Here is a 17,217-nt window from a genome sequence, read left to right as displayed (position 1 = left end):
GAAAAGGGCTCCAAAAGGAACCCTCTTCTCATCTAATTCAGTTAACTCAAAAGAGTTGCTCTTAAATTAGTTGTTGTTTTCAACAGTTACTGTTTTAGCAGTTGCATCGTAGTTGATGGATGCATCCAACGCTCTGCTCACCCAGAAGATAGGCAGTACAGTACGGTTTTTGTTAGTTACAGCTTTAACGTCCATACGAATCACAGAACCGTTAACAGTCAACAGGTTAGTGTTCAGTTTGATTTGAGCAACGCGGTCACCTTTAATCAGGGTAACTGTGGAAGTTGCTTTGTCAAACAGGATGTTTTGTGGGGATACACCCAAAGCTTCAGCTGCATAACGTACTGGCAAGTAAGTGCGTCCGTTTTCAGCATAAGCAGCTACATCAGAAGTTTTACTTTCGCCGTTCACAGTGTAGGAAGTGCTTCCCAGTGTGAAGACAGCTTTAGTTTTAGTAGCACCTGGAGCTGGAGTTCCAACAGTTGCGATTGCTACTTCAGCAGCTGCAGTGTTGTTGTCTTTCCAGTTTTGAGTGTTGTCAGTTGCGCCTTTGTAAGCAGTGTAAGAAACTGCGCTACCTTTCAGCTTAGCAACGATGTCGCCTTGAGCTACAGTACGGTCAACAGTCAGCTTAGGAGCCGAGATTGTGATTGTACTTGGAGTAGCACTTTCGCTGTCGATGTAGAAGCTCAGACGGCCTTTGTTGCTTTCGCCGTAAGTATCAGTAGATACGCTCTTCACTTTAACGTCACCAGCTGTAACTTTTACTTCTGGAGTAGAAGCAAAACGTACGCCTGTTGGCAATTCCAAGATTACTTCACGGCTACCGTCTTTCTTAACGAAAGCTTCTTTAGCAGCTTCAGTGATTGTGATATCGCCAACTTGTTGATCGCCCAGACCGATTGTCAGGGTTGGTTTGGAAGCAGCAGCCAAAGTAACTGCTTGTTTCACAGTTGCAACCTTAACAGTACCGCTCAGACCTTGGCTACCAGCAACATCAACGTTCAGATCGCCAGTGAAACCTGGTTGCGTTGCAACTTCAACGTTTTTCAGTTTCAAAGTACCAGCGTCAGTTGTGCTGTTAGGATTGTTGAAAGTCAGTTTCAAAGTGCGTTTGTCAGAGTCAGTGTAAGATACCTCTGCTCCACCCAATCCATTACTGTTCTCCATAGAACCGGAGAAGCTGCTTCCAGGGTTGTTGCTGTCAAAAGTAGACTGCCAACGAGCACCTTCAGGCAGGCGCAATGTTACAGTACGTCCTTTTACAAAAGATTTAGCAACAGTTTCCTTAATTGTAACATCACCAATTTTTTGCTCATCATGACCAGCAAGAATTGTTGTTGGAGTAGCTACGGAAACGCCACCACCGATTTGACCATAGCTACCAACTACGAGGGAGCTAACGTCAGTTGTTGCATTACCAGAGATGCTAACTGTAACGTCGCCTTCTTTAGCGCTAGTTTCATCATCAACGTAGAATCCTACAGGCAATTGGAAAGATGTTTGCTCAGAACTAACTTTATCCAAAGACAAAGTCAAAGTATCGCCATCAGTAGAATATTTTACATTTTCCGGTTTGATAGCAGTTCCAATCAGGATAGTAGCTTTATCTTTAGGAGCAGAATCCCATTTGAATCCGCTAGGCAATTTCAACTTAATGTTGTTATTACCCAAAGAACCAGCTGTTTCTTCTTTAACTTTCAAAGTTGCAGTAAAGTTATCTTCACTGGAAACAGTATCATTTGCGGACAAGGACACTTGACCGGAAGATACTACGTTTGCAATTGTTACTTCACCGCTTGTCACACCACTTGCGGAAGCAGCATCAATAGAAACTTTTACAGGTCCATTGCTAGGTCCAGTAACATTGATACTCGCAAAGTTCATGAAGACTTCTGCACTGTCTAAAGAGTTATCAAAATTAAAAGTTACTTTAGCAGAGTTGGAAGTCAATTGTTCAACCTTCAAAGGTTGGTCAGGGAAACCAGCAGCGTCTTTGTTGTCACCAGCGTCAACATAAATACCCAAACCATAAGTAGCTTCACTAGCGGAAGTTGTAGCACCAACTGCGCCTTTCAGAGCTGCGCCATTAGCATCCGTAGAAGAGAAGGAAAAACCTTTAGGCAATGTAATAGTGAAAGTAGCGCCTTTAGCAACAGAAGCTTGGCTAACACTCATTTTAGCCTTACCCAAAGTAGCATTATCTTGTTGGTTGGAGCTGATGCTAGGAGTATTCACAGCAACATAGCTAGAAGCTGCATGGATTGCAGTTGGTGCAGTCAATGCTGCGATTGGAGCTGCAACACCAGCAACCAATGTTGCTGTTGCCAGCACGTTGATCATTTTTTTATTAAACTTTGTCATAACCTTTTTTTCTCCTCCTTGAATATAACCAGAAATATTATTTTTGTCTTTTTGTCGGATCTTGTCACTCATCAGTCGTTACACCTCCTTTCCGAGCTTTATGAGAACCCTTATAAAATGATATCTGTGACAATATCACAGAAGCTTGGAATCTAGTTGAAAGAAAGCGTCCATTTATGACGTACTCCAGTATTATACAATGTGATAACAATGCAGTAAAGATTTTTTTTAGCGAATTTTGTCTTTACGCTTTTGTACCCCTTTGTTTCATACTCACCCAATTAGACGTAGCATGGGTTCAGAAAGTTGCGCCTGTTTCAAAAAAATTTTTTTATTTTTTTGATTATGTATTCCGCTTTCCACAGTCATAATTATACTATTGAACCTGTTCCTCCGTCATCCTACAACTTTTACCTTATCAACCTTAAATGTACAAGGATTATTTCCGTACATCTGAGTCGGTCTTTAATGGAGTATATTCGTTAAGAATTATCCATAGAATATATAAAGTACATAAAGTCTATAGATTCTCTTGAAATCTAATACTCTAATACACTTTAAGTAGTAGGAATGACGGAGTAACAGTGATTTACAGTATATATAACCGAGACAAATTACTTCACTACATTAATCTTCGCGCCATCCGTAAGCAGACTAACGCCCTTAACGACAACATTTTCCCCTTCAGCAAGCCCCTTGGTTACCTCAACCTGTTTGGCACTTTCCTGGCCTGTCTGCACTTCTACCCGCTTAGCAACAGTTCCCTCCACTACATAAGCATACTTCTTCCCTGCCTGCTCCGTAATGGCATCCTGCGATACCAAAATGTTTTTAGGAGCTTCTGATTTCATGTATACAGTTACAACCATCCCTGATTTTAATTCGCCAGAACCATTAGGGACTGAAATCTCGACAGGATATGCCTTGAGATCATTATCCATTACCGGATTGACGGCCGATACTCTGGCCTCAATTCGCTTGTCTAAGGAGTCCACACCTACAGTCACAGATGAACCCACCCGCAACTTAAGAAGCTCAGATTCAGAAACGTTAACTTTGGCAATAATAGGATTGGTATTCGCTATTGTAGCAACCGCAGATTGTGCACTAACCATTTGCCCTTGGGTTCCTGTTACTACCGATATCGTGCCGGAAATCGGAGCTTTGACTACAGTATCCACTAATTGACTACGAGCTGTGTCTAAACTGGACTTAGCCTGATTGACAGAAGCACGAGCTACGTCAATGCCCGTTTTCTGTTGTGCAAGACGTAATGATTTTTGAGCATTATTATATGTTGTTTGCGCACTTTCCTTAGACGTTTGCGCATTATGAAGTGTGATCTGTGCATTCTCCACCGCAGTTACAGCCCTTCTATGCGCTATTTGAGACTGCTCTAACTCGGATTGAGAAAGAGCACCCGCACTAAACAGCTGTTGGTTGCGATTAAGCGTATTTTGAGCATCACGCACAGAACTCTGAGCATCTACCAGACTGGTCTGAGCTTGAGTGATCGTGTTGTCTTGCTGGACAAGCGCACTTTTGGCTTGATCCACGCTGGATTCTGCCTGCTGCACCGATTGCGCTGCACCTGACTCTGCCTGCTTTAAATTGGCCAGGGCAACCTGGTACGATTCCTGGGATTGCTTAATCGAGTCCCGCAAGTCCTTTTGGTCTATAGTAAACAATGTGTCGCCCTTATTTACTTTTTGCCCCACTGTAAGGTTAATGCTTTGAATTTTGCCACTAATTTTCGGAGACACCTGAGCCGTCTCTTTAGGAGCAAAGCTTCCAATAATACCTGTTGAATCGTTAATACTACCTTTGGTCACTTTTGCCACTTGGACCGGAATGGCTTGCTGCGCCGTAGTTGGTGCGGCAGGGGCCTCCCCCCCACCGCAACCCGCTAATGCAACTGATAAAAGCAAAGTTGTAGCAATCAGAGCACTTTTTTTATTCATTATGTTTCTCCACCTCACCTTATATATGAACACTTTTTTGTAGTTTCGCTTCTTTTTTTTGTTCTCTCTTTGCTTGTCTTTTTAATTTCCGATTCTTACGTTTTTCTATCATATTATCCATGATGACGTAGACTACCGGAATAAGAATCAATGTAATAACAGCTGCGAAGGATAACCCGAATACAACAACAACTGCCATCGGTGCTTGTGTCTCGTTACCACTGCCTGTAGCGAATGCCATTGGGAGCAAAGCTAGTACCGTAGCCAGCGTGGTCATCAAAATCGGACGCAACCGCTCAGACGCTCCATGAATAATAGCTTCATCCCGATCTTGGCCGTCTTTTCGGAGCTGAATTATAAAGTCAATCATAACAATGGCATTGTTGACGACCAAACCGACGAGCATGATGTAACCTGTCAAAGCTGAAACGCTGAGACTCGCCCCGGTTACAGCTAAACCGATAAGCACACCAATTACCGTAGGTGGAACGGAAAACATAATAACAAACGGTGTGAGCAACGATTCGAACTGTCCTGCCATAACCATATAAATGAGCACGACAGATAGCAAAATAGCTATCGCTAAGTTCATGAAAGACTCCATCATTTGTTCATTTTGGCCGCCACCCGTATCTGCACTGTAGCCCTCTGGGAAGTGAGTAGTCTTCAATAGAGCATCTATTTTTTGATTAATAGTAAGAATATCCCCTGTTCCATCAATATCAGCTGTAATCTGCACTTGACGCGTTTGGTCTTCACGAGTAACAGTATCGGGTACAGTCCGTTTATCAATACTTACTACGGAAGACAAAGGTACATCAATACCTTGCGAAGTGGTGATCCGTAAGGCTTTTAGATTTGACAAATCATGGCGGTTTTTCTCTGGCAACGATATCTTCACATCAATCTGATCTTCACCTGTACGATAGCTTGTGGCGACTGATCCATTAAAAGAAGTATTCACTGCAGATAAGATTTGGGTCGCTGATAAGCCATATCGACTTGCAAGTTCACGATTAACGGTAATCTCATATTCTTCGCGAACAGCACTCAAGGTACTTTTCACATTGACCGTACCCGGTATGTTTTTTACGTCCGCAACGAGATTGTCCGAGAGTTCTCTCAGGACGTCAATATCGTCACCTTTTAAGTTAATATTAACAGCCGCTCCGCTTGAAAGGCCTGTTGTAGACGCCATTGTAATCTCTGCATCTGGAATGCTATCAAATTTTTTACGAAGGCCATCAACTATAACATCTGTTGCCTGATGTCCATCCTTCAGTGTTACACTTAGATCTGCTGAGTTGGTTGGAGCTGCCCCTGAATAACCAGAATTGCCACCAGAACCAACAGTCACTGTCATTTTATCTAGATCCGGAACTTTCAAAATTTCTTTTTCTATATCTTGAACAACCTTTTCCGTTTCTTCCAAGACCGTTCCATTAGGAAGTTTCACATTAATTGTGAATTCCCCAGTATCGGATGCTGGGATAAATTCAGCCTTAACGAAAGGAACTAGAGCCCCAGCTGCCACAAACATTAATAAAGTAATAATTAACACAGATTTTCTATGGTTAATTCCCCACTTCAGTATACGGCGATACCCACTCTTAAATTTCTCGAAACCAATATTAAACCACACAATAGGGTTAACACCCTTATAAGTACCTGAAGAATAAATGGATTCATCTGGCACGGTAGGTAGCCAACGTGATCCCAGCATCGGCACAATCATAAGGGATACAAGCAAGGCTGCAATGTGAGAGAAAATAACTGTTAACGCCAACGGTTTAAATAGAACTCCCGCAATTCCGTCAACAAAAACAACTGGTAAAAATACTACGATCTGCGCAAGTGCAGATGCCATAACGGCATTACCCACCTGCTTGGAGCCATCAATAGCCCCTTGTAGCATGCTTTTCCCTTCATGTCGCTGTCTAAAAATATTCTCAATAATAACAACCGCAAAATCGACAAAGGATCCTAACCCCAGAAGCAAACCGCTCAGTGAGATAATATTAATGGTTTGTCCGGTGAAATACATCATCATAAACGTAGCTACGAAGGAAATTGGAATAACGATAGTAGCAATAATGGTAGAACGTATACTATTCAAAAATAACAGCAACACAATAGCTGCGATAATAAGTCCCAATATAGCATGCTCTACTAGTGAGTGTACGGAGTCGCTAATCGGTTTGGATGCATCTGTTACCATCTCCAATTGAGTTCCCGGAGGCAATTCCTTCCGTATCGAATCTAAACTATCCTTTACAGAATCGGCGATTGAAAGGGTATTCCCCCCTGTGGCTTTAGTAACAGAAATATTGATACTTGGCTTTCCGTTATAGGTAGAAATGGTTGTAACATCATCCAAGGAATCTTCAACTGTCGCGATGTCCTTTAGCTTAATGCTTCCCTTCCCTACTGGAATTGGCGTTTCACCCATTTCTGAAACAGCTTTGTATTCACCTTGAACCCGAAGTTGGATTTCTGTATTACCTCGGTACACCGAACCAGCAGAACCCGCTACGTTATTAGACGATAGCGCTTGGCTGATTTGATCTAGCGTAATGCCATAGCTTTGAAGTTTGGCTTGGTCTACAGTAATCTTCACAAGCCGAGCTTGCCCACCTGACATGTTGGCTGCAGCTACTCCCGCAATTCTTTCAAGCCGCGGCTCAATAATATCTTCAGCAATAGGCTTCAACTTGTTAATATCCTGGTCTCCTGTAAGAGAGAGCGTAATAACCGGCGTTGCGTTGAGATCCACCTTAAGGACACGCGGCGAATTAGCCGCCTTGGGAAGAGACCCTTTAACCCCATCAACTTTATCTCGCATGTCGAGGGTTGCTTGATTGATATCTACTCCCCAGTTAAATTGAATCATGACCATAGATGTTCCTTCTGAAGACTCGGACATGATTGTGTCCACGTTCTCAATAGAAGCCAGACTTTTCTCAATAGGTTTAGTAACCAATTCCTCAACTTCTGTAGGCGTTGCATTTGGAATACTAGTCACCACTGCAGCGAATGGCAGCTTCATATCCGGCATTTGCTCTACAGGAAGTCTTAACGCAAAAATACCGCCCCCGATTAACAAAGCAATAATTAACATAAATACTGTTACAGGACGGCGTATTGAAAACTGAGACATCTCATCACTCCCCACTCACTTCTCTATGTAATATTAAAACACACACATCCTCTACTACGATGAAATAGGCGTAAAGTTTCAGATAAATGTGCAAAAAAAACATATAAAAAAATAATAAACACATTTTGAGATAAAAGCTTAAAAAAAAGCAATTAATTACAGACATTTAAGCCAAATCCAAAATAAAAAACGTTGTAAGGCTAATCCACAGTTTTTATCTCATTGATATTATGGCATAGGCCCTTAATCCCAGTCAAATAGCTGATTTATAAAAAACATCCCTCTCATGTATATGAAAGGGAATTACCATTTCGCATGGAGGGATGTTTAGTAATTTCAGGTGTTTTGTTGATTAGATTTTAGGAAGCAGCTTTTTGTCAGCCATAACTTTAGCTACAATAATCGCTGCATCTCCGCGCAAGGTCAAGGAAGTAGGATTAAACATATATCCCTTTTTCAGATCGCTTGCATCCACAGGTGACCCTGTGATAAAGCCTTTTTTGGCAATAGCCAATATAGATGCTTGCGCATAGTAATCAATCTTGTCCGCATCTTTAAAGGTCTTAGACAGGTTCTTCATGATCTTGTCATGATCTGTTTCCAGCTTCAAATTCAATGCCTTGGCAATAATGACTGCTGCATCTTGGCGTGTGATTACATCTTCCGGCATAAAGATTCTTGGTTGCGAACCTTTGACAATACCGGCGCGTGCAGCTGTTTCAATATAACGATAATCATAGAGCGCATCTGCTGATATCGTATTTGGAATAGACACGTCGTCGAAATGCTTCGCTCCGCTGAAATTAAGCGGAATTTGCAGACCTTTGACGATCATAGACGTAAATTCGCCTCTTTTAATGTAGCTGTCTGGTCCAAAGCTATTAATCGGATCCATTGGGTTCATAACACCTTTAGCCAAGATGGCTTCGATGTAATCTCTGGCGTATTTATGCTTAATGACATCACTATACGTTTCTCCAACTTTAGCAACTACATAGTAACCGAAACGATCAAACGGTACCTTAATGGTATGTTTTTTCGGATCCACCACACCACCAATGTTCTGCCAATCTTTAAGATCAGAATCAAAATAGAACACCGTCATTTGTTTCCCTGCATCCTGAGCGATACTGTTATCATACGTCAAAGTTAATGTTGCACGCTTGGATGGTACTAATTCATTAGAAGGATCACGCCAGTAGAAGTTTTTAATCTTGCTACTGTCATTTTGCGACTTGTTAGCCAATTGATAAGGATCGGCACCATAAGTTACCGGATCGTAATCATCTGTTTTAATGTCATCTGCTGTACCTGGGTCAATCCAGAATACTGGACTTGACTTGGTAAAACGATTTGGGAATTCTCTGTTAAAGTATCTACTTCCATCTGCAATCAAGCTCTGCATATCCGACAATGCTTTTTCGGTTTCAAATTCATGACGATCGACCACACCATCTTCGCTATTTGCTATCGCAAAGTACAAAGTGTGACCAGAGAAAACCTGGTTTTTGAACTGTTGCGGTTGATCGTAATCCCGACGAATCAGACTCGTTCCCTTTGCAAAAGCAAGTGTAAGATTGCCATCGAACACTTTGTGCGATGTTTTCATCGCTTCCATGTACTGCTCACCAGGAATATTAGTAGGCACATATTTAACAGTAATGGTCTGTTTCAATTTTTCTTTACCTACAGTAACCACTACGTCAATTTTATTATCTTTGTTGGCTTTTAGACCTGTAACGATGGCTTTGTAAGTAGATGGATAATCAATGGTACCATCATAATCAGAGTCGAATCCCTCTTGAACTGCTGTTTCTTTACCTACCGTAACACTATCTGCATTACCTGCGTTTACAACAACTTGCACAAAGTTTTGATTCACGATTCTCTTTTCAGGGAGCGGACGCAAAATATCAAAAGATGTGGATTGACCGGATACTTGCAGTCGGAAAGTAGCAAATGGTCCGCTCTTGCCGCTATTGTACAAGGTAATGTTATAAGCTACTGGTGTTCCATCTTGCGAAATAGTTTGGTTTTTCAACACAAAGCTGAAATACTTTTTGTCCGGATGGTAGTACACAAGCAGGTCTTTTAAATCTTTATTTGTAAATTTATCTGTAGTAGAACCGGAATTGTATGTTGTCTTAGCATCTTCTGCTGAGAAAAACTCGTTACTCAGCGTCCAGTTGACTTCACTGTCATCCGATCCCTTAATCTCCAAAATATATTGATCTTTATTAGCAATATCACTTAACGAACCACTTACCTGATCTGCTTTACCCAAATCAGCAATACTGAAAGTACCAAATACATTGATATTTTTCAGAGATGTGTTGTAGTTAGTGTCATCCACTTTGGTGAAATTAGCATCTTTTGATTTCGGAGCAATTTCGCTGTATTTCGGCGTATTGCTCAAGCCGCTAACTGGTGTAAAAGGGATGATTCCTTGTGTGTTTGGAACAGGAATTACTGGAATATTCGTCTGTGTAAAGTTTACTTTTACCGTATTGCTATACTCAATACCTGGCTTGTATACAAACTTGATTTCATTATTCCCGTTCGCCAAGGCATTGGCTGCGGCTGTCTCTGAGGAAGCAGCAAGCTTGAAGTCCGCTCCTGAACCATCCAGATCAACCAATACATTATTAACATACAGGAATACATTTCGGTTACTTCCAGTGTAATGAATATCTGCTGCGTTGCTCACATCAAGCAATTTACCTTTAAAGTAGCCCAGCTGAGTCAATTTATAGGTATTCAAGTTTGAGCTGGATGTATTCAACGGAATTTGTTGCCCATCATAAATCGTGTCGTATTTCATGAACGGACCCTGCAACAGATTCACCGTTGCTTTAATTAACTTGGTAGAGTCACCATTCAGATAAAAATTCAGTACATTTTGTCCTTCTTTAGGCAAAGTGTCTACATAAGCAACAATTTTCTTCACTTGCGTTGACTTACCATTGATTGTACGAATTACATCTTGAGGAGACCCTACAGTATGAACCGATACTCCGGAAAGCTCACTAATTGAAGAAGGTGCGCCATTAACAACGATAAACTCCATACCTACAGGTACAGATGCTGCATCTGTAGTCTTGTTCTTCATAGAGCTACCTGTTAATTTCATAGCTTCATCTAGAGCAGCTGCCTGATCAGACCCGCTTCCATTAATTCTGTTCAACAATTGAGTATTAAAATCAGGAAGATAGTTAACATCATCAATATACGGCTGAGTGCTACTGCGCAATGTAAATTGGACAGCCGATGGAGCTGGAGGTGTACTGCTATCCGTATAAGTTATGCCCAGGGATGCCCTGGTCAAATGATCAAGTACAGCTTCCGAAGGTACAGTCACCTGAAATGGATATACTTTATAGCCATTTGATGTAACTATATTTGCAGTATCAATTGTGGCATCAACCCCAGTCGCACTACCCACAGCACTACCATTGTTACTCACATCGGTAAAACGTGCATTGATTGTGGCTACTCCTGGATCGGTCGCACCAGCTGGTACCAAAACGTTACCTTTTAAAACCACACCACTTGTAGACGATACAGTAAAGTCAGGCGAAGTGGTCAGATCGGCAGAAACATTCCCATCCTTGTTCAAGGTCAAATCAGAGAATTCCGGTTTACCCGTATAAATCGTAATTTCACGTGTAACTGTAAGAGCCTGAGTTCCGTTATTCACTTTAATAGTCACTATATTTTTACCCGGACTCAGTACAACACTACCTGTTAATTTATATGCGGTATAAGAGTTAACTGTGTACGTATTACTGCTTTTTGCAGACGTGAGCGTTACACTGTCAGCATTAGGAGCCGTACCTTGAATGACTACTTTTACATCATCCGTACCGCTATTGCGTGCGTCTGTCAGCACCGCTGTCTGATTCTCTAGCAACTGCTCGGTTGCACCATTCAGCGTAGCAGATAGATCATAAAGCTTAGGTCCATCCTGATACTCAATGTAAATGGAGTCCTTCATATCAGCCGAATTTTGGCTACTTTGAAATGTAATCCGGTTCAAACCAGGAAACAGTTTAATGTCTGTAACTTTAAGCGTAGAGCCACTGACCGTAATTCCGCCTTTTTGACTCTCGTTCTTATTAACTACGTTAAGGTTTGTTCCATTTTTAGAGAGTTGGAATACACTATAAGATATAGTACTTCCGTTCACTCCGTTAATCGTACCGTTAACTGTAACTCGGTCAGTGTTTACCATTCTAGCCGAATCCACATCATATTTTTCACTTGGAAAAATAAAATAAGTTCCCGTCGCAGCATGAGCCGTACCTACCAGGGCCGCCGGCACCAAGCCAATGATGAGACCAACCGTCAGCAACATGGATAGCAATCGTTTCAAATCATTGTCCTCCTTTGATTCTGTCGCACCTTGGGGTACGTAATCATTCAATACTTTTTTTATCGGTAGTAAACATACAAAAAATTAGTAAATTCTCAAAAAAGGAGGGAGTTTTTTTACAGCAAACATCAAAAAAGCCTTCAAACCCGCGGTATACCGCCAAGCTTGAAGGCTTACTTTTAAATTAAAATTATAATTTCGAACGTGTTTGGGAATCTGGCTTAGCCAGCAACCGAATCAGTGTGTTAATAACTGGGCGTTTGGTCTTGCCAACAAGACCAATAACCTCTGCACCGATCTGTAGGAAGAACATCATAATACAAATCACGACAAAGGTGACCCAGTTCGCTTCATTAAGCGCAGCAGACGATTGAATCACGGCCAATACACCGAAAAATGCAGCAATACCGTAGATAATCAACACCGTCTGTCTGTGACTGAAACCTAGTTCGCGTAAGCAGTGATGCAAATGACCTTTATCCGGAGAGAAAATCGGTTTTTTCTGCAACTTGCGACGAATGATAGCAAAGAATGTATCTGACAAAGGTACACCGATAATAATCAATGGCGTAATAAAAGATACGATAGCAATTTGCTTGAAACCAAGCATGGATAGCATGGCCAGACAGAAACCTAAAAATAATGACCCTGTATCACCCATGAATATTTTCGCAGGATGAAAGTTGAAAAATAAAAATCCGATAATGCTGCCCAGCAGCACAAGACAAAGCATAGCTACCATGTAATTGCCCATCAATACCGACATCACAAAGATAGTTCCAATCGCAATTCCTGAGACACCTGCAGCCAGTCCATCCAGACCGTCAATCAAATTGATGGCATTCGTTACACCTACGATCCAAAAAATCGTAAGCGGAATGGAAATCCAGCTTTCCAAAGATGAGTATGCATCCTGAAAAGGTACATTTACAAAATCTACACGAATATCAAAAGCAAACACGACCATACACGCAACGGCAATTTGAGCCAAAAATTTCAATTTTGCATTGAGATCAAAACGATCATCGAGAGCACCAATCAGTGTAATCAGCGTACCACCAATCAGAAAGGCTGCGATAAAGTTAATATCCCGAGAGGACAGCATTCCGTCAGGCACAAAAGGTAACACCGCCAATAAGGACAACAGAAATGCCAAGAAAATCCCCAGTCCGCCAAGACGCGGCATAATTCGGGTATGTACTTTTCGGGCATTCGGTACATCGACGGCTCCAACCTTCACAGCGAATTTCTTGACGAGCGGTGTCAGTAACAGCGCAAGTCCCAGTGCCATGATGAACCCAATAATATAGATCAATAACATTTGATCATTCGACCCCCAATTTTAAAGCAATCCCTTTTCAGATGTAACCGCATTGAATTATACTCTGATCAAAAATAAATACCAAGCTTCATATTCTGGCAAATTAGCGGGTTTTGTAGGCAGATTCAAGCTATTTATCACACTTTTGTGACGTTTTCTTTTTCGCGCATCACTTTCGCGGCGAATTTCGGCAGCGCAAGCATTCTTTTGTAACGGCTTGGCTCTTTGAGGAGTCTATATAACCATTCAGCCCGTAGCTTTTGAAACAATTTAGGTGCGCGTTTGGTTCTGCCTGATATAACATCGAAGCTACCGCCAACCCCCATCATCACCGGTACACCCAGCTGTTCCTTATATTTACCAATCCAGGGTTCCTGCGTGTCCGCTCCACGTGCTACAAACAACAAATCAGGATTTGCTTCACGAATGGCTGCAATCACGGCTTCATCCTCTTTAGGTCCAAAAAAACCATCACGCTTGCCACAAACCGTAATTGCGGGATAAAGCTCATGTACCCGCTTTGCGGTCGCTTGAATCACCTCAGATGTTGATCCCAGTAAATAAACCTTCCAATGATAGTTTTCTCCAGCTGCAAGTAATTCATGTAACAAGTCAAAGCCCGCTACCCGCTCAGGTACAGGATGTCCTACATAGTTTGCAGCCCAGACCACGCCAGTCCCATCCGGAACAATCAACTCTGCCTGTTTCATCACGTTCATGTACACTGGATCTTCCAATGCAGCCATTACCATAATCGGATTGGCAGTGATCACTTGATGGGGCTGGCGAGACTCCACTGCTTGAACTAATACATTTAATGTATCTTTCATATTAAGCCTTGATACCGGAACACCGAAAATCGGGACGGTAGGCACATTCGTAACCTTATCAACTGTCACTGTATCCATCATCCTTTGCGACACAAGTAATTAACGATATGCTGTGCCGGTAAGCGAGCCTCACTTTTTAACAAAGCAATGGCCGCTCCCTGGCTCTCGATCCATTGACTTCGATGATCTAGCAACCGCATAGACTCATTAGCCAGTTTTTGTCCATCCAGTGCCTCTGTAGTGCCTACAGGCTGGCTACCGACACGGCTGAGGAAATGGTCAATTTTAGGATCGTAGGATATCCCCAACGGAGGCACCTGGTGGGATGCTGCATAGATCAAGCTGTGTAATCGCATCCCGATCATCAAACTGCAACGGCTGACTTCCAAAAGCATCTGTTGAGGATCGGTGACTTGATCACACATGCTGACAAGGCTCCCCGTCCCCCTAATATCCCCCAACAAATCCATTACCATCCTTGAAGCCTGCTCGTCATCAGGCAGATGGAAAGGTAAAAAGCGTAAGTGTACACGGCGCTCAGCAGCTAATCTTTTTAAGCCGTCCGCAATAGCCGTTAAATCGCGACGTTCTTTATCCCAGTAACGTACAGATACGCCAACGATCGGAAGTTTATCCATAGCAGTCTCAAATGCTGCTTTATGCAGCTCGGAACCCGGGGGCAATGGAAGCCCCATTACCGGATCAGGAACAACTTCGACAACCGGGCGCTTCAGTTTCATAGTACCCAGCAGTGCGGCAGACTGCTCATCTCTTACAGAAACATATTCACAGCGCTGAAACACAGAACGGATCATAGGATAAAATATCTTCCGTTGTACCGGACCAATGCCCTGAGCATATACAAACGTCGGCTTTCCAGCCCATTGGGCCAGTTTCAGAATCGCCAGATAATACGGAATGCTTTTAGGGCTTGTTGCATCCTGGAGCAAACTCCCGCCGCCACTTATTAGCCCATCGCTGTTTTTAATCGCTCTACGAACTTCCCCCAGACTCATCCGCTCTACAGCTTCTACCCCGTACATTTTCTGTGTCCAGGCGGGGTCAGAAGACAGAACAACAGGCTTGATTGTAATCCCCGCCTGACGACTCTCCTCCTCTAAAGCTGTCAAAATCGACTTGAGCACCGCCTCATCTCCACTATTGCGAAAGCCGTAATAACCCGAGATGATTATCGTTTGAGCTGTGGTGACCATTTCTTCCAACACCCTTCCAGCACTTGCCACACGACAATTGCGATGATTCCCAGCACCAGACCGAAGCCCAATCCTAACAGCCCGCGACTAAGCGACAGTGCCGCTGGAGAGTGAATGTGAGCAAAGGTATCCACCATAGAGGCTTGGCCAATAGCAGCTATAATCAGTAAATAGATTGCTTTGCGATATTTCAAAGCCAGGAACGCCCCTGCAATAAACAGTGGGTGAGCCATCAAAAATTCCTTATTGCGCGGACGTACACCAAACGCATTTTCAAGGAAGTTCCGGAAAACCAGCTCCGTGTTCGACACCGTACCCGCATTTCCGGTACGAGTCAAATAGTAATAGCCTGCGGCTGCGATAACAGCCAGTGCGATCACCCACAATACAGTAATCGGCGTACGTAGCAGCTTGGAAATTTCCTCCCGTATAGAAACACCACGATAAAAGAAAATATATATCGCTGCTAAGAAGATCGGCAGAATGTGAAGCAAGCTTACACCTCTAAATTGGTTCAGCACAAGGCTGTAAGCAATACTATTCAACAGAGCAATAACAAAAGGCACTGCAGCCAGCGACAAAATCGCTGTCTGTACGTACAGTATAAGCGTTTGAATCAAACGCTGACCTACAGAAAGTTCGGACCCCTGTTCACGTTTAATTCTAATCGTACGCACGGCGATAATCATTGCAACCGTAGGTCCGCTAATCGCCGCGAGTAGGGCTAGACCTTGCTCCATCAAGCTGGAGTTCAAAACATAAAGTCCTGCTGAACCTACCAAACCGAGTGAAAATGCCAGCAAAGTCAATGCCGGGACGAAATAGGACACCATAATGGAGAAGAATGCCAGTGCACCCAGTACGACAATCATTTTCAGATAGCGCTGAATGGACGAATCGACGACTTGGAACGGTTCAGCCTGTCCAAGTTCAAACCCCTTTTTCTCCATCCGTTGTACAGCGTTACCCGGCTTGTCCAAGCTGTGGATTAGGTTATCTACCGAATCCTTCACCTTGGCTTCAGCAATACTACGGCTAGGCGCGGTATTCAGATACAACATGCGAATATTACGATCCTTGGTAGCCAATGCAAAACGATCGGCCAACGTTTCCACATCGAGCGTTGAATCTTTATCGCTCAATGAGTATAAACGCACAACGTTATAGTGGATATCGTAAGCGAGCTTATTGAAGCCTGCTTGCGGTTTTTTTAAGTTTTCGATAGCAGCTAGGCCAATATCGTATTTGTTCAGCAATTTAGCAAATGCCGCCAAGCTATGCTCTTTCTCGTTATCAGTGAAGCCTTTGACTGAATCACCTTCAAACAAAATGCGTTTTACACCATTCTGCTGAAAGGAAGCAAGCATCTCTTCCGTCAACTCCTGGTTGTAAGGAAGACTGTCGCTCATCCGTGGAACAATAAAAAATCCTTTGCTCCGAAGCTGCTTCATCGCAATCGGGTCAGGCTGCATGGGCTTGAGATACGCATCCTCTGGAGATGTTTCCACAACTAACCCTTCCTGTCCCTGATAAGTCCAAGGTTTTACATTGATGTCCAGGCTTGTAAACGTACGTAAAATTAACGGCTTTAATGCCTCGGCATTTTCTTTATCAGCGAAAACAATATACGTAAAATTCTCATTTGCAGGTGAAAGCCGTTTTTCCATATCGGCAACGTTCTGAGTCGTATAGGTTACGACGCGACCCGCTTTACGGAAATCATCCAACGTACTTTCATACATAGCCATGCTGTTCACACCCGCTTGCTGTAAGCGGTCAAGTTGCTCATTCAGATAGTCCTGCGGGTGAGCCTGATACGAGGCTGCCTCCGTCAAATCCCGATAATCGAATACAATCTCTACTTTTTTACTCGAGGATTCTGTCTTCACACGATCGGCGATGACCGGAATGGAAGCCAGCAAGCCGACAGCCACCAAAATCCATAACCATTTTCGAGAAGCCGCATTCCAATACTGCCATTTCTGATACACCAAAGAA

At 42.9% G+C, this 17,217-nt stretch carries 8 protein-coding genes; all 8 read right to left on the bottom strand.

The window, feature by feature from the left end; translation table 11 throughout:
* Positions 1-66 precede the first annotated feature (66 nt).
* The gene (locus NLX82_RS15650; RefSeq protein ID WP_023990689.1) at positions 67-2,436 is read right to left on the bottom strand and encodes a copper amine oxidase N-terminal domain-containing protein; all 2,370 of its coding nucleotides are present in this window, start codon (positions 2,434-2,436) and stop codon (positions 67-69) included.
* 542 nt (positions 2,437-2,978) lie between these two features.
* Positions 2,979-4,325, bottom strand: coding sequence for an efflux RND transporter periplasmic adaptor subunit (locus NLX82_RS15645; protein ID WP_053326258.1), 1,347 nt, complete (start codon positions 4,323-4,325; stop codon positions 2,979-2,981).
* A 19-nt stretch (positions 4,326-4,344) separates the two neighbouring features.
* Positions 4,345-7,482, bottom strand: a complete 3,138-nt coding sequence (locus NLX82_RS15640; protein ID WP_053326259.1) for an efflux RND transporter permease subunit — start codon at positions 7,480-7,482, stop codon at positions 4,345-4,347.
* Positions 7,483-7,834: 352 nt separating this feature from the next.
* Positions 7,835-11,854 (bottom strand): S-layer homology domain-containing protein, encoded by a 4,020-nt coding sequence (locus tag NLX82_RS15635; RefSeq protein ID WP_254348503.1) that lies wholly within the window; start codon positions 11,852-11,854, stop codon positions 7,835-7,837.
* A gap of 190 nt (positions 11,855-12,044) precedes the next feature.
* Positions 12,045-13,175, bottom strand: coding sequence for a glycosyltransferase family 4 protein (locus NLX82_RS15630; protein ID WP_013312307.1), 1,131 nt, complete (start codon positions 13,173-13,175; stop codon positions 12,045-12,047).
* 137 nt (positions 13,176-13,312) lie between these two features.
* Complete coding sequence (locus tag NLX82_RS15625) at positions 13,313-14,074, bottom strand: WecB/TagA/CpsF family glycosyltransferase (RefSeq protein ID WP_025724242.1); 762 nt, start codon at positions 14,072-14,074, stop codon at positions 13,313-13,315.
* 8 nt (positions 14,075-14,082) lie between these two features.
* On the bottom strand, positions 14,083-15,219 hold the full coding sequence (csaB, locus tag NLX82_RS15620; RefSeq protein WP_254348501.1) for a polysaccharide pyruvyl transferase CsaB: 1,137 nt from the start codon (positions 15,217-15,219) through the stop codon (positions 14,083-14,085).
* Positions 15,195-17,210, bottom strand: a complete 2,016-nt coding sequence (locus tag NLX82_RS15615) for a DUF5693 family protein (RefSeq protein ID WP_068938917.1) — start codon at positions 17,208-17,210, stop codon at positions 15,195-15,197. The genes csaB and NLX82_RS15615 overlap by 25 nt, the downstream gene beginning before the upstream one ends.
* Positions 17,211-17,217: the final 7 nt, after the last annotated feature.

It is taken from the genome of Paenibacillus sp. A3M_27_13 (assembly GCF_024213315.1).
GTDB classification, from domain to species: Bacteria; Bacillota; Bacilli; order Paenibacillales; family Paenibacillaceae; genus Paenibacillus; species Paenibacillus polymyxa_B.
Note: the sequence above shows the minus strand (reverse complement) of the source record. Positions and strands in the feature narration are given on the sequence as shown.